General features: G+C 58.3%; 16 protein-coding genes. 12 read left to right on the top strand and 4 right to left on the bottom strand.

Features of this window, described 5'->3' with window-relative positions; all coding sequences use genetic code 11:
* Positions 1–134: 134 nt before the first annotated feature.
* Positions 135–2,873, bottom strand: coding sequence for a winged helix-turn-helix domain-containing protein (locus BM254_RS04405; protein ID WP_091999355.1), 2,739 nt, complete (start codon positions 2,871–2,873; stop codon positions 135–137).
* 194 nt (positions 2,874–3,067) lie between these two features.
* Between BM254_RS04405 and cysB the strand changes: the two genes are divergently transcribed.
* Entirely contained in the window at positions 3,068–4,045 is a 978-nt protein-coding gene (gene cysB / locus BM254_RS04400; RefSeq protein ID WP_091999352.1) for an HTH-type transcriptional regulator CysB, read from the top strand.
* Between the two features lie 29 nt (positions 4,046–4,074).
* On the opposite strand, the gene BM254_RS04395 is transcribed toward cysB, so the two are convergent.
* Positions 4,075–4,797: a phosphoadenylyl-sulfate reductase gene (locus BM254_RS04395; RefSeq protein WP_091999349.1), complete on the bottom strand. Its 723-nt coding sequence runs from the start codon at positions 4,795–4,797 to the stop codon at positions 4,075–4,077.
* A 210-nt stretch (positions 4,798–5,007) separates the two neighbouring features.
* Here BM254_RS04395 and thrH point away from each other — a divergent pair, with 210 nt between their 5' ends.
* Positions 5,008–5,622: a bifunctional phosphoserine phosphatase/homoserine phosphotransferase ThrH gene (gene thrH / locus BM254_RS04390; protein WP_091999346.1), complete on the top strand. Its 615-nt coding sequence runs from the start codon at positions 5,008–5,010 to the stop codon at positions 5,620–5,622.
* Positions 5,623–5,749: 127 nt separating this feature from the next.
* On the opposite strand, the gene pabB is transcribed toward thrH, so the two are convergent.
* On the bottom strand, positions 5,750–7,075 hold the full coding sequence (gene pabB, locus BM254_RS04385) for an aminodeoxychorismate synthase component I (protein ID WP_245777363.1): 1,326 nt from the start codon (positions 7,073–7,075) through the stop codon (positions 5,750–5,752).
* Positions 7,076–7,202: 127 nt separating this feature from the next.
* On the opposite strand from pabB, the gene BM254_RS04380 reads away from it, so the two are divergent.
* Both BM254_RS04380 and BM254_RS04375 read left to right on the top strand, forming a co-directional pair.
* A complete protein-coding gene (locus BM254_RS04380; RefSeq protein ID WP_139227009.1) occupies positions 7,203–7,916 on the top strand; it encodes a hypothetical protein in 714 nt (237 codons plus the stop codon).
* 169 nt (positions 7,917–8,085) lie between these two features.
* A complete protein-coding gene (locus tag BM254_RS04375) occupies positions 8,086–9,048 on the top strand; it encodes a DUF6160 family protein (protein ID WP_091999339.1) in 963 nt (320 codons plus the stop codon).
* A 127-nt stretch (positions 9,049–9,175) separates the two neighbouring features.
* On the opposite strand, the gene BM254_RS04370 is transcribed toward BM254_RS04375, so the two are convergent.
* Entirely contained in the window at positions 9,176–9,790 is a 615-nt protein-coding gene (locus BM254_RS04370; protein WP_091999336.1) for a hypothetical protein, read from the bottom strand.
* Positions 9,791–9,967: 177 nt separating this feature from the next.
* Here BM254_RS04370 and BM254_RS04365 point away from each other — a divergent pair, with 177 nt between their 5' ends.
* The 8 genes from BM254_RS04365 (at position 9,968) to prmB (ending at position 18,623) form a co-directional block, all read left to right on the top strand.
* Positions 9,968–10,990, top strand: a complete 1,023-nt coding sequence (locus tag BM254_RS04365; protein ID WP_091999333.1) for a DUF58 domain-containing protein — start codon at positions 9,968–9,970, stop codon at positions 10,988–10,990.
* A complete protein-coding gene (locus BM254_RS04360; protein ID WP_091999330.1) occupies positions 10,987–13,077 on the top strand; it encodes a transglutaminase TgpA family protein in 2,091 nt (696 codons plus the stop codon). The genes BM254_RS04365 and BM254_RS04360 overlap by 4 nt, the downstream gene beginning before the upstream one ends.
* A complete protein-coding gene (gene holB / locus BM254_RS04355; protein WP_091999327.1) occupies positions 13,074–14,105 on the top strand; it encodes a DNA polymerase III subunit delta' in 1,032 nt (343 codons plus the stop codon). The genes BM254_RS04360 and holB overlap by 4 nt, the downstream gene beginning before the upstream one ends.
* Positions 14,106–14,226: 121 nt before the next feature.
* The gene (locus tag BM254_RS04350) at positions 14,227–14,577 is read left to right on the top strand and encodes a PilZ domain-containing protein (RefSeq protein ID WP_091999324.1); all 351 of its coding nucleotides are present in this window, start codon (positions 14,227–14,229) and stop codon (positions 14,575–14,577) included.
* 13 nt (positions 14,578–14,590) lie between these two features.
* On the top strand, positions 14,591–15,511 hold the full coding sequence (locus BM254_RS04345) for an alpha/beta fold hydrolase (RefSeq protein ID WP_091999321.1): 921 nt from the start codon (positions 14,591–14,593) through the stop codon (positions 15,509–15,511).
* Between the two features lie 4 nt (positions 15,512–15,515).
* Positions 15,516–16,415: a DUF4892 domain-containing protein gene (locus tag BM254_RS04340; RefSeq protein ID WP_245777362.1), complete on the top strand. Its 900-nt coding sequence runs from the start codon at positions 15,516–15,518 to the stop codon at positions 16,413–16,415.
* Positions 16,416–16,419: 4 nt separating this feature from the next.
* The gene (locus BM254_RS04335; protein ID WP_091999315.1) at positions 16,420–17,631 is read left to right on the top strand and encodes a patatin-like phospholipase family protein; all 1,212 of its coding nucleotides are present in this window, start codon (positions 16,420–16,422) and stop codon (positions 17,629–17,631) included.
* An 89-nt stretch (positions 17,632–17,720) separates the two neighbouring features.
* Positions 17,721–18,623 (top strand): 50S ribosomal protein L3 N(5)-glutamine methyltransferase, encoded by a 903-nt coding sequence (prmB, locus tag BM254_RS04330; RefSeq protein ID WP_091999312.1) that lies wholly within the window; start codon positions 17,721–17,723, stop codon positions 18,621–18,623.
* Positions 18,624–18,636 lie beyond the last annotated feature (13 nt).

Raw genomic sequence — 18,636 nt, 5'->3', positions numbered from 1 at the left:
TGGTGGGGCTTTGCCTCACCGTCGGAAGAATAATAGGGGAGTAGAGGGCGTAGACGGATCGTCCAAAGGGCGTAGTGGCCAGGGAAAGGTTCTGCAAAATGTGATGGGATTCACAATTTGAGGCTTATTCGCGGTCAGGATTCAAGCAGCCCCAGCTCGCGGGCCCTGGCCAGGGCTTCGGTCCGGCGCCCAACGGCAAGCTTGCCGTAGAGGTTACGGATATGGGCCTTGACCGTGGCCGGCGCCACTTCCATCTTGCTGGCGATGTCCTTGTTGGCCAGACCCTCATTGATCAGGGCAAGCACTTCCATTTCCCGTTGGCTCAATGGTTCCACAAGGCTCCCGTGATCCTCCGACACAGAAGATCGTTGGTCAGCGGAAGAGCTGGCGGCCTGCTTTTCATGTGCGACCCGTGTGCTCTCCAGCTCCCGGAGCATGTGCAGGACTAGCCGGTTCCAGCTACCCGGTGTCCGCAACGCCGGCAGATCCAGCAGCATTTCCCGAATCCGCGGGCTTTCCTCACCGAAGAGCCGGACAAATCCGGAGCCCGACGCAAGCTCCAGCGCCTCGTTTAGCAGGGCGTTCGCTTTTCCGGCCTGTCCCAGAAGATCCTCCGCTTCCGCAGATACCAGCAAAATCTCCACCAGATGGCGGTTGTGGGCATGGCGTGACGCGGATTCACGTAGTCCGACCAGGCACTCCAACGCGTCCTCCGGCTTGCCCCGGGCGTTCGACACCCGGGCCTGGCTGATGCGTAACTGTTCCCGGTTCAGGGGATTGGTGGCCTCCTCGCCTTCCGTGGCCGACATGATGCCCGCGGCCTTTTCCGGGTGACCTTCAGCCAGGAAACAGCGAGCGAGCAGGGCGGCACTGGCCGGCGGTTCAAAGACGATGTGGTCCCGCCGTTTTCTGCTGGTTTGCCAGGCATCCTCAAGGGTTTCGATAGCGTCCCGGAACCGGCCTTCGCTGAAGGCCAGGTGCCCGCGAACGTACTGGATCACCACATGCTGACCAGGTTCGGTTCCGTTACTGACGTGCTCAAGGAGGGGCGCAAGGTGGCTCCGGGCCAACTCCGGCTCGTTGCGTTCCCGGTAGATCTCGGTCAGGGCACTGTTCTGCCAGCAGGAGATCAGCCGTGGCTGGCTTGGATCGGCGTAATGTTTGTCTACCCATTGCCGAACTTCGGTGCAGGTTTCCAGGGCCAGGTCGATATCGCCCCGGTTGTACTGGATCCAGGCCAGCAGTCCACCGCTGGAAAGCACCGTGCTGGGTTTACGTTCCACCTGGCCATAGTGGACGGCGGAGCGCAGGGCATCCTCGGCCTCGGGCAATTCACCGCGTCCGAAACAGTCCAGGCCAATCCCGTAGTAGGTGACGGATTTCAGGGGGATGCGGGTGTGATCTATCTCTTCCAGCACGCGACGGGTGAGGTCGCTGGCCGCCTTGTCGTCGCTCCGGGAGCGGGCAAGATAGGAACGAATCAGGGAGATCTCGCTGTGCAATCCGAGTGCGCCTTCGGCATCCGGATGGGAATCGGCTACCCGCCGGTCCAGCAGATCCTCGAGTGCCACGAGCAGGGGTTCCAGGCTGTCCACACGATTGGCAAAGAACAAGCCCCAGATCTTCAGCATCTGTAGTTGCGGGCTTTCGGCCAACAGATGCTCTGGGAGCGCACCCAGCCAGTCCAGTACCGGCAGGTGAAAGCCACCGTGGATCAGGTTATTGCCATGCTCCGACAGTACCCTGGCCAGCCAGGGCCAGTCCTGGTGGCGCACAATCTGGGCAATGGCCTCCTGTACGTGGCCGTGAGCCAGCAGCCAGTCGACGGTTTTGCGCCAGAGCGATTCGGCCAGTTCCGGCTGAGCGTGTTGTATCCGCCGGGAAAGGGCATCCCGGAACAGATCATGGTAACGAAACCAGCCGTTGTGATTGTCCAGTGGAATCAGGAACAGATTCTGCCGGAGAAGTTCTTCCAGAATTTCCTGGCTGTCGTCCCGTCCCCGGATGCTGTTGCACAGGGAGGCATTCAGGCGAGGGCAGCAGGCAGTTTCCAGGAGGAAGTCAGCCAGGTGGGAGGGCTGCTTATCGAGCACCTCGGTCAGCACGTAATCGCTGATATGGCGCTCGTCCACTTCCAGATTTCCGACTGGTTTCGCCAGTCCCTCCCGGGAAATGCTGCTGTCACCGGAAAGTGCGGACAACTGCATGGCCGCAACCCAGCCCTCGGTTTTGCGGCAGATCCTGCGGGCATCCTCGTCGGTGATATCCAGCCCCATGGTGTCCCGGAAAAATTGCCGGCACTCCTGTTCGGAGAATGCGAGCAATCCGGGGTGAATATCCTCTACCCAGCGGCGAACCCGCCAGCGGGCAAGCGGGAGAGGCGGCTCAGTGCGTGAAGCCAAACAAACCAGCACGCCCGGTGGAAGGTAATCAATGAACCAGGCCAACTGGCGGTGGATGGTGTCATCCTGGATAAAGTGGTAGTCATCCAGGACCAGGGCCCATGCACCGCCGTCCCGAGCCAGCTCGTTGATCAGTGCCGTGATGACGGCCGTGGGATCTCCGTCGTCCTCCTGCGCCAGCAGTTTGTGGCACTGGGCCATACCTGGCAGTCCTGCATATTCGAAAGCGCCGATCACGTACTGCCAGAATCGTCGGGGCTGGTCATCGTGCTCGTCCAGGGACAGCCAGGCGGTAGGAGAGGAGGTTCGGGCACACCACTGGCTGGCCAGGGTCGTCTTGCCGAATCCGGCCGGGGCTATGACCAGATCCAGTCGTTTCGGCCCTGCAGGATCCAGCAAGGCACGCAGCCGATCGCGGGGAACCGCTCTCGGATCGGAACTGGGCCGTAGGAATTTCGTGGTCAGCAGCATTGGTTCCCTGAATGCCGGAATTTAAAGACGTAAAGCGGATTGTGTGCTTTGCGTCAGACAAGTCAAGGTTTCTAATGACTCAGATCGCAGCCAAATGATGCGTAAATGCAATTTTGGTCTAAACTTTGGAAAAGGTTTTATCTATAATAAAAAAGAATGAAAGCTAAAGTTTTTATGCGGGAGTGCAGCAATCGATGAAATTACAACAATTGCGCTATATCTGGGAAGTTGCCCATCACGATCTGAATGTGTCCGCGACCGCCCAAAGCCTCTTCACCTCGCAGCCCGGGATATCGAAACAGATCCGTCTGCTGGAAGACGAACTGGGCCTGGAGGTGTTTGCCCGCAGTGGTAAGCATCTTACCCGTATCACGCCGGGCGGCGAGATCATCATCCGGGAGGCGGGCGAGATCCTGCGCCGGGTGGAAGGCATCAAGAAAATCGCCCAGGAATTCAGTAACCAGCGTAAGGGTGATCTGAGTATTGCCACCACCCACACCCAGGCCCGCTATGCCTTGCCGCCGATTATCAGCGGCTTCATCGAAGAGTACCCCGATGTGTCCCTGCACATGCACCAGGGTACCCCGATGCAGATTTCCGAGATGGCAGCTAACGGTGCGGTGGATTTCGCTATCGCCACCGAAGCCATGGAGCTGTTCAACGACCTGATCATGATGCCCTGCTATAAATGGAACCGTAGCGTCATCGTGCCCAAAGATCATCCGCTGGCCCAGAAGCCGGAGCTGACTCTGCCGGAGCTGGCCGAATTCCCGCTGGTGACCTACGTGTTCGGTTTCACCGGTCGCTCCAAGCTGGACGAAGCCTTCCAGTCACAGGGTCTGACCCCAAAGGTGGTGTTTACCGCCGCCGATGCGGACGTCATCAAGACCTATGTGCGCCTGGGGCTCGGCGTTGGCATTATCGCCAGCATGGCCTTTGATCCGAAGACCGATACCGACCTGGTCGCCCTGGATGCCCGCAAACTGTTCCGGCCCAGTGTCACCCGGCTCGGCTTCCGCAAGGGCACCTTCCTGCGTGGCTATATGTATGACTTCATGCACAGGTTTGCACCGCACCTCACCAAGGAGAGGATTGATGCGGCGGTCGCGCATCAGGGCAGTCGGTCAGAGATCGAGGAGTTGTTCAAGGACGTGGAGCTGCCCACGTACTAAGCGGGCAGCCCGAAAGGTTCGGGGCCTGGTCAGTCTTTGGCGATCAGGTTCCCGGCGTGCAGACCACATTCCTTCTTGGTGGCTTCTTCCCACCACCAGCGGCCTTCCCGCTCATGCTGGCCCGGCAGCACTGGCCGCGTGCATGGCTGGCAGCCAATACTGACAAAACCTTTCTCATGCAGCTTGTTGTAGGGCGCTTCCGACATCCGGATGTAGTCCCAGACCTCTTTTGACGTCCAGTTGGCCAGGGGATTGAACTTCACCAGGGTTCTGTCTTCGGTTGAGAATGCCGAATCTTCCTGCACCACCGGCACATCGTTGCGGGTACCGGGGCTCTGGTCCTTGCGCTGGCCGGTAATCCAGGCATCCACCGTCGCCAGTTTGCGTTTCAGCGGATTGACCTTGCGAATGCCGCAACACTCCGAATGTCCGTCCTCGTAAAAACTGAACAAGCCCTTACGATCGACCAGATCCTGCACTTCCGCTGCGTCGGGGAACAGCACCTCGATTTCGATGCCGTAATGCTTGCGGACCTTCTCCACAAACTCATAGGTCTCCGGGTGCAACCGGCCAGTATCCAGTGTGAACACCTGCAGGTTGTCGGTGAGCTTGTGGGCCATTTCGATCAGGACCACATCCTCGGCACCGCTGAACGAGATAGCGATGTTGTCGTAATGCTGGAGCGCCGCCTTGAGGATGGCCCTTGGGCTTTGGCCCTCGAGTTCCGTGCGAAGGGTGTCGATATCCGTCATGGAGAAAACATACCTTTAATCAGTGTTCAGGCAGGTTAACATTCAATCCTTCATAGCCGGAAGGAATGACAATCTATATATTTATACCTTAATGCCCTGTTTTCGAAAGCCAGAATCACGATGCATTCCGCACCGGATTTCCTTATCATACGCTCCTGATCAATCACGAGCGGCAGCTCAGCCACCGAACCACGTAATCAGGAGACCATTGTGGAACTCGCATGTCTTGACCTTGAGGGAGTACTGATCCCGGAAATCTGGATCGCATTCGCCGAGAAAACCGGCATTGAAGAACTCAAGGCCACCACCCGTGACATTCCCGATTACGACGTGCTGATGAAGCAGCGCCTGCGCATTCTCGATCAGTACGGCTATGGCCTGCCGCAGATTCAGGAAGTCATTGGCGAACTGGACCCGCTGCCCGGCGCCCGGGAATTCCTCGACTGGCTGCGCGAACGCTTTCAGGTGGTGATCCTGTCAGACACCTTCTACGAGTTCGCCATGCCCCTGATGAAAAAACTGGGCTACCCGACACTCCTGTGCCACAAACTCGAAGTGGCCGAAGACGGCCAGATCACCAACTACCTCCTGCGCCAGCGCGACCCCAAACGCCAGTCAGTCCGCGCCTTCCAGCTGCTGAACTACCGCGTGATCGCTGCAGGCGATTCCTACAATGACACCACCATGCTGGGCCAGGCAGAGCAGGGCATCCTCATCCACGCCCCGCAAAACGTCATCGACGAATTCCCCCACTTCCCGGCCGTCCACAACTTCGACGAGCTCAAACAGGAATTCCTCAAAGCCAGCACCGTCCACGACTGCTGATTACAGCCTAAGCCGGCCGGGGTCTGAAGAACGCTTTCTTCTGACCCCTTTTTCGTTTTCTTGCCGCCTGACTCGAGAGCCGAATCTACCCCCGGGGTCAGAAGAAAGCCTTCTTCTGACCCCACCTTCACCCTGAACCCTTCCCCCCAGGCCCAACCTCCAACTCCTCCAAAAACCCCATCAAGGACCCAACCTTAGCCAACGTCTCCTGATACTCCGCCTCAGGGTCCGAATCCGCCACAATACCCCCACCACCCCAACACCGAATGGTCCCTTCGCCATCACAGAGCAAGGTGCGAATCGCGATATTGCTATCCAGCCGCCCATCCAGCCCATAATAAAACACCGACCCACAGTAAGGCCCCCGCCAATGCGGCTCCAGCTCCCGAATGATCTCCATCGCGCGAATCTTCGGCGCACCGGTAATCGACCCCCCGGAAAACGCATCAAACAGCGCTTTCAGCGGTGAAACCCCCTCAGCCAGCTGCGCCCGAATATGACTGACCAGATGATGCACATTCCGATAGGACTCCAGCGCAAACAGCTGGTCCACTGAAACGGAACCGGTGACAGCATTCACACTCAGATCATTACGCAAGAGGTCCACAATCATCAGATTCTCAGCCCGATCCTTCTCGGACGCGTGAAGCTCCGCCGCAAGCGCCGCATCCTCCTCCGGAGTCTTCCCCCGCGGCCGGGTCCCCTTGATAGGACTTGTCTTTACCGTCCGCCCCTCGATCTCGAGAAACCGCTCCGGAGAAATCGAAAGAACCGAATACTCACCTGCCCGGATAAAAGCACTGTAAGGAGTAGGATTGGCCTCCGCCAGTGCCTGGAACGCACACCAGGGATCACCGCTAAACTTGCCAACGAACTCCTGCGACAGGTTGGCCTGATAGCAGTCACCCGCCTGGATGTAATCCCGGACAGCCTGGACACCGGTTTTAAAGGATTCCGGAGACTGCCGGGGTTTGAAAGGCTCGGTGATCTCCCAGCTACAAGGCTCATCGCCATTCGGATCGGCAAGCCACTCGCCTATCTCGCCAACCAGACTCTCCGGGCATTCCGGATGCATCCAGAGGTAATAGTCACCGGTCTGACGGTTATGGCTGGCCATCCAGAGATACAAACCGGCAGAAAACAAAGGCACCGGCAGAGTGGGGCAGATGGGCGCAAGCCGCGGCTCGCGGATGTAGCCGAGCTCGTAACTCAGAAAGCCAATCCAGCCACCGACCAGGCATTCGATGCCAGCGGAGTAGCCTGCGTATTTGCCAACCTCCGCTTCCATTTCCCCGGCCAATTGAACGAGCCCTTCATTGTCCGCCTCACCAAGGTGCAAAACACGAGTTTCGACCGCACCGCACGAAAACCCGCGCCAGATCCCCCGGCCAGCGCCTTCGCCAACAGTGCCCACATGGACAAAATCGTCCTGCGTCGAGGCGTGTTGCAGCAAGCGAGAGAACTCCTCCCGGGAAAGCTGGCGGGTCGTAGCCGGGCTCAAGGTACCTCCGAACAATTTTGGAAGAATGATAAACAGGGCACAAAACGGGCGTTGTCGGTTCTGCGGAACCGCTGATCTAATGAAAACAGGTTCACACAGCAGATCCTGCCTGTGGAAGGTTATTTTAACCGAGTTCCCCAGTGAACGTATTCAAATCAGCAGAATAACAAGGGAAAGAACGATGCCTCACTCTCTCAAAACCCTCATAGCCTCGATGTCTATGTCGCTACTGCTCACTACCGGTGTAGCCCAGGCCCAGGACAAGGACACCGTCGAGATAAAGATTCCCGAAAACAGCGTGCTTTCCGACGGTGTCATCGACAAAAAAGAGATGGCGCGTTACCTCGTCATCGCTAACAGACAGCTCGCCTATCTGGCTGAACAGGCGACTGAAGAATATCAGGACAGAATCAAGCCGGAGGGGACTCCTATGCCTTCCGGTTGGATGCTAATGAAGGATGGCGTCACGGTGAAGGAGTTGAAACTCGATGAGTCTGCAAAGGGGGCGCCGGCGAACGTACGCGTTGTCATGTTTCGGGCAGCTCTCAAATCCATAGCGCGCAGGGGCCAGATCAATGCGGCTGGGATCCTCTATGCGGGGCAAATGAGTGAAGAGAATCCTCAGAAGGTCCTGGTGATGGAGCATGAACACCGCTTGGGGATTTCAGGAAATAAGTTTGTGCCCTATGAGGCTGATGGAGGAAAAGTCAAATATTCTCAGTCTGTTACCAAGGAAAAACCCTTCCAGATGTTCTATGACAGCAAGACCGATGCCCCCGAAGTTTCGGGGTGAGTGAGAAGTAGTCGTGGTTTGTTTCAGGTTGTAAATGGAACGTGACGAAGTGTGAGGGTAATCACGGATTAGGACTGTAAAACAATCTTAAATGGACGCGTGGGGTTACTGCCCCCACACCAAATCAAAAACTCAGATAACAAAAAAATGAGTTTATAAGGAGATAAGAATGAAAGGCCTGAAAAAAATTGCACTTGCTACTGCGGTAGCTGCTGCGCCCTTCGCTGCCCAGGCAGAACTGAAGGCTCTGAATGATTCCGCGATGGGTAACGTAACCGGTCAGGCCGGTGTAACCATCGAACTGGAAACCAAGGTGAGCATTGGTCAGTTCAAGTACACTGACGAAGGTTCCTTTGCAGTGAACGACATTGTTCTTGGTGGTGCCGGTGTTACTGCGGATGGTGCCGTAACGGATGGCGCCGGCAATGTCACTAATGGACTGCTTGATCAGCTCAAGATAGATATCGACGTGGCAGATGACGGTGACGCGGTGATCCACGTAGGTACCCTTGACGGTAATCCGATTGACTGGGGTATGACTGTTGGGTCTATGGAACTGCTCGCTGGAAGCACTGGTACTTCTAGCACGACGCTGATTTCCAATATGAGTGGTTGGGGTAATCTGGCACAGCTGGATATGCGAGTTGATACCGCAACCGATCACCTGAATATCGTAGCCGCCTTTGATGTCCAGGACATGGATTTCGATGTTGACTTCCTGGGTATTGGCATTCGCGACATGGTAGTTACTGGTGCTGGCATGAACTTTGACTACGACGGAAATAACCAAACAGCTGAAGAGGAACTAGCTGCTGGTACTGGCGTAGTTGAAGGTATTGATATGACACAGACCGGTGCGGACCTCCTTCTGGGCAAACTCACTACTTATGCGAACGTGAACCTTGATGTATACAAAGGCGCTGGCCTGGGCGCTTCCACAGCGACCAACGTCCTGCGCGTTGATGTCAACAATGTATACATGGACGTGAACATCGCTGATATCCAGATTGGTGGCGATATCGCTGGTGGTAATGGCCAATCCATTGGTTCTGTAAATCTGGATAACCTCGCCATCACCGATACCAAGCTGGCGATCTATGGCCACGATATCTCACCGGTAACCACTCCGTAATCAGATATCGCTGAAGACACTCTGGGCGATCCAGAGTGTTCTTCCCAGAACAAACAAACCCCGGTTTTCCGGGGTTTGTTTATTGTAGCGAATAAACTTTAGTCAAAGAGTGCAATGTTAGGGCCCGCTATTCCGGTACCTGGATAGAAAGATCAAACCCACCCCCAGCCCTCGGCGTCAAACTAATCGGCCCCTCATTAATAGCCTCCGGAATCCGGATCTGATCAATCCCCGGCGGGTTCCCGATCGAGAAATTCACATTCTGCCCATCAAACCCGACGCTCAGTTGGCCATTGAGAAACGTCTGGGTAAAAGGCTCATCCGGAATCTCCATCTGCTGCCCAAAAATCAGTGGCGGGATGGTAGGCGTGAACTCGCCAATAGGCTGGGCCGCTGCCAGTTGGTCAGTGGGCAGCAGTAGGGCGCGGCGGATGAATTCCTCTTCCGCGGCGGACAGGGCGTCTTCCCGGTCATCTTCCATGTATTTCTGCAGCAGGTCCCGATAGGCCTCTTCTTCGGATTCCGTCAGCACCGGCTCCCCGGGGGAGATGGTCAGCGAGCGGATGATGCGCCGGCGGTCGGCCTCGGATTTCCGCTTTTCCTTGGGTACGATGATGACCGCTGAATCCTTGACGTAGGTTTCCACCATTTCGTCGGAGGTCAGGGCTTCCACGCCCGCGTTTGCGGCCAGGCTGGCGGTCAGGCCTGCGATGGCGGCTGCGAGCAGATGTGTGCCTTTCATGATATGGCCTCGTCCTTTGATCTGCTTCTCAGTATTCGGTTTGTTGGACAGTTTTTCAACCGAGTGCGATCGGGATTGTGATCAGTCTCTTTGAATTGTCAGTATCTTTATAAAAAGCCGCAGTTTCATTGCTATAGTCGTGGAACTTTTCCGTTCGTACAGGGCCAGAAGGGCAGAATGATCAAAGTATTTCGCGAACGCTGGCAGCGCTGGGTGAATCGTCGGGTCCCCCGATCGGACAGTCAGTCCTTCAATCAGAAGAACATCTTTATTCTCCCGACCGGGGCCGGTGTGGTCTTCGGTATCCTGCTGTTGGTGATGCTGATTACCGGCATCAACTATCAGAACAGCCTGATTTATCTCACCACGTTTCTTCTTGGCGCGCTGTTTGTCGGTGCCATGCACCAGACCCATCGCAACCTTTCAGGCCTGCAGCTGACGTTGACGCAACCGGGTGAGGGGTTTGCCGGTGACGAGGTTCCGTATCGGTTCCGGGCTTCGGCCGGGAAAGGTCCGGCCATTGCGATCCGTCTTTCCTGTGAGGATTCCAACCTCGCGCCTTTCCATATCCCCGCCGGTCAGGCGATGGATGTGACCTTGCCCGTTCCCTCCGCCCATCGGGGTTACCTGCGCCCGGACATGGTTCGGATCGAAACCCGTTTTCCTTTTGGTTTGCTGAAGGCCTGGTCCTGGGTTCGTCCGGTATCGCCGGCGATTATCTTTCCCCGGCCCGTGGCTGCGCCGGATGCGGGCAGTACAGTTGAGGACGGTGACGAGGACAGTGCCCGGCGCCCAACCATCGGCAACGACAACGCGGACCTTCGCCCCTGGCGCGAGGGCGATCTGAGCCAGCGTGTCATGTGGAAGCGTTACGCCCGCACCGGGCAGATGGTGGTTGCGGACTGGGAAGGCGAGCAGGGGAACCCCCAGTGGCTGGACTTCTACGCGTTTGCCGGCGCGGACAACGAACTGAGGCTGAGCTATCTCGCCTGGCAGGTGCTGGAACGGGCGAAGGGCACCACGCCATTCGGTCTGAACCTGCCGGGGCAGGTGATCGAGCCTGATCAGGGGCAGGCCCACGTCACCCGCTGCCTGCGCGCCCTGGCAGTGTGGGGCGAGGAACCTCCGAGAGATGCGATATCAGCGCAGCATGGCACCCGCTGGCATGAGGCTCCCAGGGAGAAGGAGGCGGCTGCATGAAGCTGACACAGGCCTTCTCTCTCGGTCGTGAGGCTGTTGAGCCGGCGAACGCTCTGCCTTCGAATGCCTTGCTCTGGCTGATCGGCAGTTTCGCCATCCTGTTGGCACCCCAGTGGGACCGGCTGCCGATATGGCTGGTGGCCGCCTGCGGAATACTGGCAGTGTGGCGCTGGCTTGCCCAGGAAGGTAGGGTCCGGCTGCCGGGGCGCTGGTTGCGCACCGGTATTATGCTGGTTCTGATCGCTGTGTATGTTGCTACCGTCCAGGGCCGTTTTACCGTGGATACCGCGGCGTCGTTCTTCGTGCTGGCGGTGGGGCTGAAGTGGCTGGAAACCCGCTCCACGCGGGACTTCTACGTGCTGTTTTTCATCCTGGTATACCTGGCCGGGGTCAATTTCCTGTTCCAGCAGAACATTCTCTGGGCATTGGTGAATTTTATGGCCGTGGCTCTGCTGTTAGTGGGGTTGCAGGTGCTCAATGCCCCGGACCTGCCCAGCGATATGCCTTCCGGCTGGCGCCGTCTGGGCGGGCTGCTGCTGAAAACCCTGCCGGTCGTGGTGCTACTGTTCGTATTCTTCCCTCGCATGGCACCGCTCTGGAGTGTGCCGCTGGTTTCCGGCGAGGCCCGTTCGGGTATCAGCGATACCATGCGGCCGGGAGATATTTCCAACCTGGCGCAGAGCAGTGAGCGGGCTTTTCGGGCAACGTTCGGGGGTGAGATGCCCGCATACCGCGATCGGTACTGGCGCGGCCTGGTGCTGGATTACCTGGATGGCGAAACCTGGCGCCAGGGGCGTGAGGAAGGTTTCCGGCGTCCGGGCCGGATTGCCATGGATGGGGGCGTCGGTCCGCTGGATGGCCGTGAATATGATGTGCTGATGGAGCCGACCGACCAGCGCTGGGCTTTCGCCCTGGAGGGCTCGTCGGCGGTTTCCGACAACGTGGTGGAAGAGGGCGATGACCTGTTCCGCTTCCGCCGGCCCGCAGACAGCACCATGCGTTACCGCCTCGCCCTTGATGAATCCCGGAGCCCTGGAAATGCTGAGCTGAGTCCGGCGGAGCGGCGCCGGTTTCTGCAGTTGCCCGCGTCCGGCAACCCGAGGGCCCGTGAGCTGGCGCGGGAGCTGGACCAACGTTTTTCTGACGAAGGTGTTGTTGACTCGCTGCTGAGCCGGTTCCGTGAGCAGGAATACTTCTACACGCTGCGCCCGCCGGCCATGCCGGAGGAGGGCATCGATGCCCTGTTGTTCGATCAGAAACGGGGCTTTTGTGCTCATTATGCCGGAGCTACCACCTTTGTGCTGAGGGCCGCGGGTATCCCGGCCCGGGTGGTCGTCGGTTACCAGGGTGGCGATTCCGGGGCGGGGGATGAATACCTGATCGTGCGCCAGTACGACGCCCACGCCTGGGTCGAGGTCTGGCTGGAAGGTCAGGGCTGGGTACGGATCGATCCCACGGCGGCGATTTCTCCGGCACGGATCGAATCGGGCCTCCGGGACGCGGTGGCGGAGGAAGGCTCGTTCCTGGAGGACGAGGTCCTCTCGGCCCAGAAGTATGGTGATATGGCAATGGTGCAATGGGCCAGCCTCCAGCTGGATCGAATCAACTACCAGTGGCAGCGCTGGGTGGTTGGTTACCAGGGCCAGAGCCAGATGGATCTGATGTCTCGCCTGCCCGGAGGTATCGGCATGCGGGAACTGGGCTATCTGACTGCCGGTATTGTAGGAGCCGGTTTGTTGATTGCCGGCCTGTTTTCAGCGTTGCAGTTGCGACGGGGTGAGCGCCGGGACGACTTCCAGAAAGTGCTGCTGTCCTGGCATCGCGCTTGCGAAAGCGCCGGTGTACCGGTCCGGCAGGGTGAAACGCCCAGTACCCTGGCAGACCGGCTGGCGCAGGCGCGACCTTCAGTCACCGAAACGGCACGCCGTTTTGCCCGGATGGTGAACAGTCATTACTATAAGGCCTCATCCGAATCGGACGGCCAGGAACTGCGGCGCATGCGGCGGTTACTTGGCACCATGAAGCGCCAGTTACGGGAAGCCTCAAAAGGGCGCCAACCACACAGCGAATCCGGAACAACATCGTGACCGATATTGCCCAAGACATGCCCTGGCTCCAGCGAGCCTGGCAACAGATCCAGGCCCGGCTTGCCGAGGATCGGTTGCCCCATGCCCTGATCATCAATGGCGAGCGGGGTGTCGGAAAGCGGGTCTGGGCAGAAGCTGTGGCAGGGTTACTGCTTTGCGACCGGCCAGTGAAAAACGAAGCGGATCTTCCGGTTGCCTGTGGTCACTGCAAGCAATGTGAACTGGTTGCCGCCGGCAGCCATCCGGATGTGCGGATCTATGCGCCGGAAAAATCCCGGATGGTGAAGGTGGATCAGATCCGGGCGCTTTCGTCATTTGCCGTGGGCTCGCCCCAGGTCGCCCATCACAAGGTGGCGATCATTGATCGGGCCGACCAGCTCAACATCAACGCCGCGAACGCCTTGCTCAAAACCCTGGAAGAACCACTGCCTGACGTCACCCTGCTGCTACTCCAGGAAAGCGGTCGCCCGGTGCTGCCTACCATTCGTTCCCGTTGTCAGACCCTGAGCATTCCGGTGCCCGCAAGGGACCAGGCGGAACGCTGGCTGGTGGCGAAGGTAACCGAGCTGGATGAAGATCAGCGACCTGCTGCAGAGGTGCTTGCCAAGGCTTTGATGCTGGCGGGCAATGCACCGCGACTTGCCCTTGAATACGTCAATGGCGAGTTTCTCAAGCTTCGCGATGAGGCTTTCGAAAGCTTCCGGCAGTTCATGAAGGGGCAGATGCCCGTGGCCGAGGCCGCCAAGGCGTTCAAGGCCATGGGGCTGGAAGATGCTCTGTTCCTGTTCGAAGGCTGGGCAGCGGATCTCGCACGCATGGCGGCTGGTGGCCAGGCTAATGACGCGGAGGCAGCGGACATGCTCGGATTCCTGGCAAAGCGGAACCCCGCGTGGCGGGCCCATGAGCTGCTGGACATGATCCGGGAGTCCAGGGCGGCCGGCGTCTACAACGCCAACCCGGAGCTTGAAGCCAGCCGGTTGTTGCTGGCCTGGCAGGCCCTGATGCCCAGGAGACGTAAGGCCGGTTGACCGCAATCCCGGCAAGGGCTACGCCTATGCGGGCCCAAGCTGCTATGATTGCGAAATGACAGGGATTTTCTTATCCCGGTATGAACGAGTTACCGTGACAACACAATAAAAGGTGTCAGATATGGGCCCAGGTTTTGGCGCGCGCAGTGGCATTCTCACCCTGACCATCAAGGACAAGGCAGTGCTGTATGCCGCCTACATGCCCTACATCCGTCAGGGCGGAATGTTTATCCCGACGCAGAAACAGTACCAGCTCGGTGATGAGGTTTTTCTCCTGCTCAATCTGATGGATGAGCCGGAAAAGATCCCCGTGGCCGGCAAGGTGATCTGGATAACACCGAAGGGTGCCCAGGGGAACCGCGCCGCCGGTATCGGCGTACAGTTCAACGGCGATGATGAAACGGCTCGTACCAAGATTGAATCCTACCTGGCCGGCTCCCTGAGTTCCGATCGCCCCACACACACCATGTGAGGCGTTCTGCTTCATGAACGATATGTCTGAAACTGCACGATCTGCCGGAAAACCGTTGTGTTGGTCGGAAACCGTCTGGCAGCTCGAGAACATCGATCTTGCCGGCTTTTCCTGGTCAGCGAATCCCGGCGTTAGCGGGCAACCACCGGTCCTGATGCTTCATGGCTGGCTGGATAACAGCCTGACCTTCTCGAAACTTGCCCCGGAACTTGCAAAGCTGACCGATGTCCATGCCATCGATATGGCCGGGCACGGAAAATCGGGGCATCGGTCACCGGGCCAGTCCTACCTGTTGATGGATTATGTGGCGGATCTGGCCGAACTGATTGAGCGCCATTTCAGCGAATCGGATGAAAGCCGGGTCGATCTGGTGGGCCACTCGCTCGGCGGCATCGTCAGCGCGCTGTACGCCGCGGCTTTTCCGGAGAAGGTCCGGCACCTGGTGATGATCGATAGTCTTGGTGCCATTAGCCGCCCCGTTGAAGAAACGATTCCCCAGTTGAGAAGGGCCATAAAGAAACGCCTCAATGGCTCGGGCAAGTCGGTGGTCTACCCGGATCTGACGACCGCGGCAAAGGCCCGCGAGGGCGGTGTCAGCCCGCTGAGCCATGAGGCGGCATTGACGCTGGTACCGCGGAATATGAAACCATTCGGCGACGGTTACGTATGGTGTACTGATCCGCGTCTTCGTCACCCATCCCCGCTGATGATGACAGAGGAGCAGGTTCTGGCTTCCCTGGAAGCCATCGAGACGCCGACGTTGTTCGTGCGCGCCGACGAAGGCCTGCTCTCGCATCGCAAAGGCCTGGACGACAGGGCAGAGCGGATCAGGAATCTCACAATGGCGCGTGTTCCGGGCGGCCACCACTGCCATCTCGATGGCGATACCGCACCGGTAGCAGAGGCGGTAAGGGCATTTCTGACCAATGGTTAAAAACTTGAGCGTAAAATGGTTCGTTAAATCCCTTGGCGGGATGCTGGTCCTGTTGGCTACACTTTCGAATGGGGCTTTGGCATCCGGTTTTCCGGAACCATTCCCCCAGTCGCAGCTGGAAACCAGTACCCGGATTCAGTCCAACGGCCATCTGGTGTTGTTCAGCCCGGTTCGGGAAGTGAATAGTGAAATCCGTTCCGACACCATGGCGCGGTTGCCGGTCTCGGGCGACGGCCGAATGTACCAGCTGAACCGGGATGCCAGCCGGAGTGATGCTCGCGGGCATTATCGCCAGTTGTTGCAGGCCCGGGGCGCGAGCATTCTGTATGAATGTTCCGGGGTCAGCTGCGGCCGGAGTGTGATCTGGGCCAACCGCATTTTTGGTCAGGCGATCCTTAATGGTCGGGATTCTGATCAGGATTACCTGATTGCAGGGTCACTGGATGAGGATGGAACCCGTTGGCTGACGCTTGTTTACACCGTAACCCGCGGCAATTTACGTGAATACGTCTGGGTGGAACACCTCAGGCTCGGTGACGGTGCCGTTGTGCCGGGATTTGATACCGGTTCCGATCGGGTGTTCGGCCCGCTGATCATTCCCTATGAGGGCGGCTTTACCTACAAGTTTGATTGGGCGGCGACCGATCGACGCAACCTGAGGGAACGGGCAACGGAAGAAGGCGCTATGGTTGTTCTGGTAGGGTTTTCATCGCTGGGCGCTGAAGAATCGGTCGAGGATTCTCTCGAGCGCGCCCGGGGGGCAACCGAGTCCCTTGCCGACGTGTTGGCGCGCATCGGGATATCCCGGGAGCAGCAGAAAATACTGGTAGTTGGCCCCTTTATACCCATGGAAAACCCGGATCGTCAGGGTGATCGGGTGGAAGTGACCGTCATTTCGAGGTGAGATCATGGCCAGGGATCAGGGAAAGAATGGGGATTCCCCGGAAAAACCGGATTCAGATGTTCCGCAGGACAACATTTCCAAGGTCCTGCAAAGTTCCGATGTGTCAGCGGCGGAGGCTCCTGCCGACACCCAGAAACATCCTCCCGGCACCAAACGCAAGCAGACCGTTGCGCTAACCCTCGGTAGTGGCGGCGCACGGGGCTATGCCCATATTGGCGCCATCGAGATTCTGAATGAGCGCGGTTACGACATCGTGGCGATTTCAGGGTGTTCCATGGGCTCCCTTATCGGTGGCATGTACGCCGCCGGCAAGATGAAGGACTACAAGGACTGGGTCACCGGACTTGGCCAGTTCGATGTACTCAAGTTGCTGGATGTTACCTTCAACTCAGTGGGTGCCATTCGGGGCGAAAAGATTTTTTCCGTGGTCCGGGAAATGCTGGGTGATACCCGCATCGAGGACCTGCCGCTGGCCTACACGGCGGTTGCCACTGATCTGCTGGCCCACAAGGAAGTCTGGTTTCAGGAAGGCCCGCTGGACCAGGCGATCCGCGCCTCCGTTGCCATTCCGAGTGTTGTGACGCCCCTGGTGCTGAATGGGCGCGTGCTGGTGGATGGGGCACTGTTGAATCCGTTACCCATTATTCCGACCATCTCTGCCCACGCGGACCTGATCGTTGCAGTGAATCTCAGCGGCGAGGACGACCAGCGCCAACGGATCCCGGATGCGGCCTTTGTCCATGATCAAGAGGCCTCCGACATGGAAGAATGGGTCGACGCCATCCGGGACAAGGCATCCCGCTGGTTCGACTGGGATGCAATCAAATCCCTCGGCTCCCGGAAAGCCGACAATGGCGAAAGTCCCGAGGAGAAAATCAGTCGGGAGGTCCACAAAAAAGAAAACCACAAGGATCATGGCAAAAGGCCAACCGATAAAAAATATCAGGAAGATCACGAAACCATCGATTGGGACAAGCTGGGCATTGGCAAATTCGATGTGATGAACCTGACCATCGAGACCATGCAGAGCGCACTGGTGCAGTACAAGATCGCCGGTTATCCGCCGGATCTGCTGGTCAACGTGCCCAAAAATGCCTGCCGGACCTACGACTACCACAAGGCCCCCGAACTGATTCAGCTCGGGCGAGAGCGTATGGCCCTGGCGCTGGACCGGTACGAGGCAAACAGGAGCAGTTCCGGCCCGCTGGCCATCTGAGTAGCATCCGGGCTGGTTTAGGCTGCAGGAGCGGGGCCAAACAGCGTATAATCCGGCGCTGACATGCGCCAGAACAGGAAACGATCCTTGTGACCAGCCCCATTGACGACCTTCAGACCGTTCGCGATTACCTTCGCTATGCGTCGACGCAGTTTGCCGCGTCGCCACTGTTTTTTGGTCATGGCACCGATAACGTCTGGGACGAGGCGGTTCAGCTGGTGATGCGCAGCCTGAACCTGCCGCTGGAAAACAACACCCTGTTTCTCGACGCCCGCCTGACCCGGGACGAGCGCGCCATGATTCTCGACCGAATCGATCGGCGAGTGAACGACCGTGTGCCGCTCGCGTACCTGCTCGGCGAAGCCTGGTTCATGGGCATGCCGTTCCATGTCGACGAGCGCGTACTGGTGCCCCGGTCGCCCATCGGCGAGCTGCTGGAAAATGGCCTCCAGCCATGGCTGGGCGATGTCGAAGTTAACCGGATCCTTGATCTTTGCACGGGTAGTGGCTGCATCGGCATCGGTGCTGCCATGGTGTTCGAGGATGCCGAGGTGGATCTCTCCGATATTTCCGGGGACGCACTCGCAGTTGCCGAATCAAATATTGATCTTCATGACGTCCGCAACCGGGTACGCACCGTAAAGTCTGATGTGTTCGATAATATTACCGGCAGATACGATGTCATTCTGAGTAATCCTCCGTACGTGGATGCTGAAGACCTGGCGGACATGCCGGACGAATACCGTCACGAGCCGGAACTGGGTCTTGCCGCAGGGGCGGATGGTCTGGATATCGCCCATCGTATCCTGGCAAAGGCGGCCGACCACCTCACCGAAGATGGCCTGCTGATCGTGGAAGTAGGCAACAGCTGGGTCGCGCTGGACCAGGCCTATCCGGACCTGCCGTTCACCTGGCTGGAGTTTGAAAATGGCGGTGACGGAGTGTTTCTGCTGCGGGCGGAAGACCTGCGCGCCAGGCAGGCCCGCGGTTAAACCGAATTCTCAC

The sequence above is a fragment of the Marinobacter pelagius genome (assembly GCF_900114925.1).
In the GTDB taxonomy this organism is placed as follows: Bacteria; Pseudomonadota; Gammaproteobacteria; order Pseudomonadales; family Oleiphilaceae; genus Marinobacter; species Marinobacter pelagius.
This window is presented reverse-complemented; position numbering and strand designations above follow the sequence as displayed.

Bases quoted from the DNA above. Each gene is read 5' to 3' on its own strand.
- BM254_RS04370 (WP_091999336.1), bottom strand. From the start codon at position 9,790: ATGAAAGGCACACATCTGCTCGCAGCCGCCATCGCAGGCCTGACCGCC.
- cysB (WP_091999352.1), top strand. From the start codon at position 3,068: ATGAAATTACAACAATTGCGCTATATCTGGGAAGTTGCCCATCACGAT.
- BM254_RS04405 (WP_091999355.1), bottom strand. From the start codon at position 2,873: ATGCTGCTGACCACGAAATTCCTACGGCCCAGTTCCGATCCGAGAGCG.
- BM254_RS04380 (WP_139227009.1), top strand. From the start codon at position 7,203: ATGAAAACAGGTTCACACAGCAGATCCTGCCTGTGGAAGGTTATTTTA.
- BM254_RS04345 (WP_091999321.1), top strand. From the start codon at position 14,591: ATGAACGATATGTCTGAAACTGCACGATCTGCCGGAAAACCGTTGTGT.
- BM254_RS04375 (WP_091999339.1), top strand. From the start codon at position 8,086: ATGAAAGGCCTGAAAAAAATTGCACTTGCTACTGCGGTAGCTGCTGCG.
- BM254_RS04365 (WP_091999333.1), top strand. From the start codon at position 9,968: ATGATCAAAGTATTTCGCGAACGCTGGCAGCGCTGGGTGAATCGTCGG.
- BM254_RS04395 (WP_091999349.1), bottom strand. From the start codon at position 4,797: ATGACGGATATCGACACCCTTCGCACGGAACTCGAGGGCCAAAGCCCA.
- BM254_RS04350 (WP_091999324.1), top strand. From the start codon at position 14,227: ATGGGCCCAGGTTTTGGCGCGCGCAGTGGCATTCTCACCCTGACCATC.
- BM254_RS04360 (WP_091999330.1), top strand. From the start codon at position 10,987: ATGAAGCTGACACAGGCCTTCTCTCTCGGTCGTGAGGCTGTTGAGCCG.
- BM254_RS04335 (WP_091999315.1), top strand. From the start codon at position 16,420: ATGGCCAGGGATCAGGGAAAGAATGGGGATTCCCCGGAAAAACCGGAT.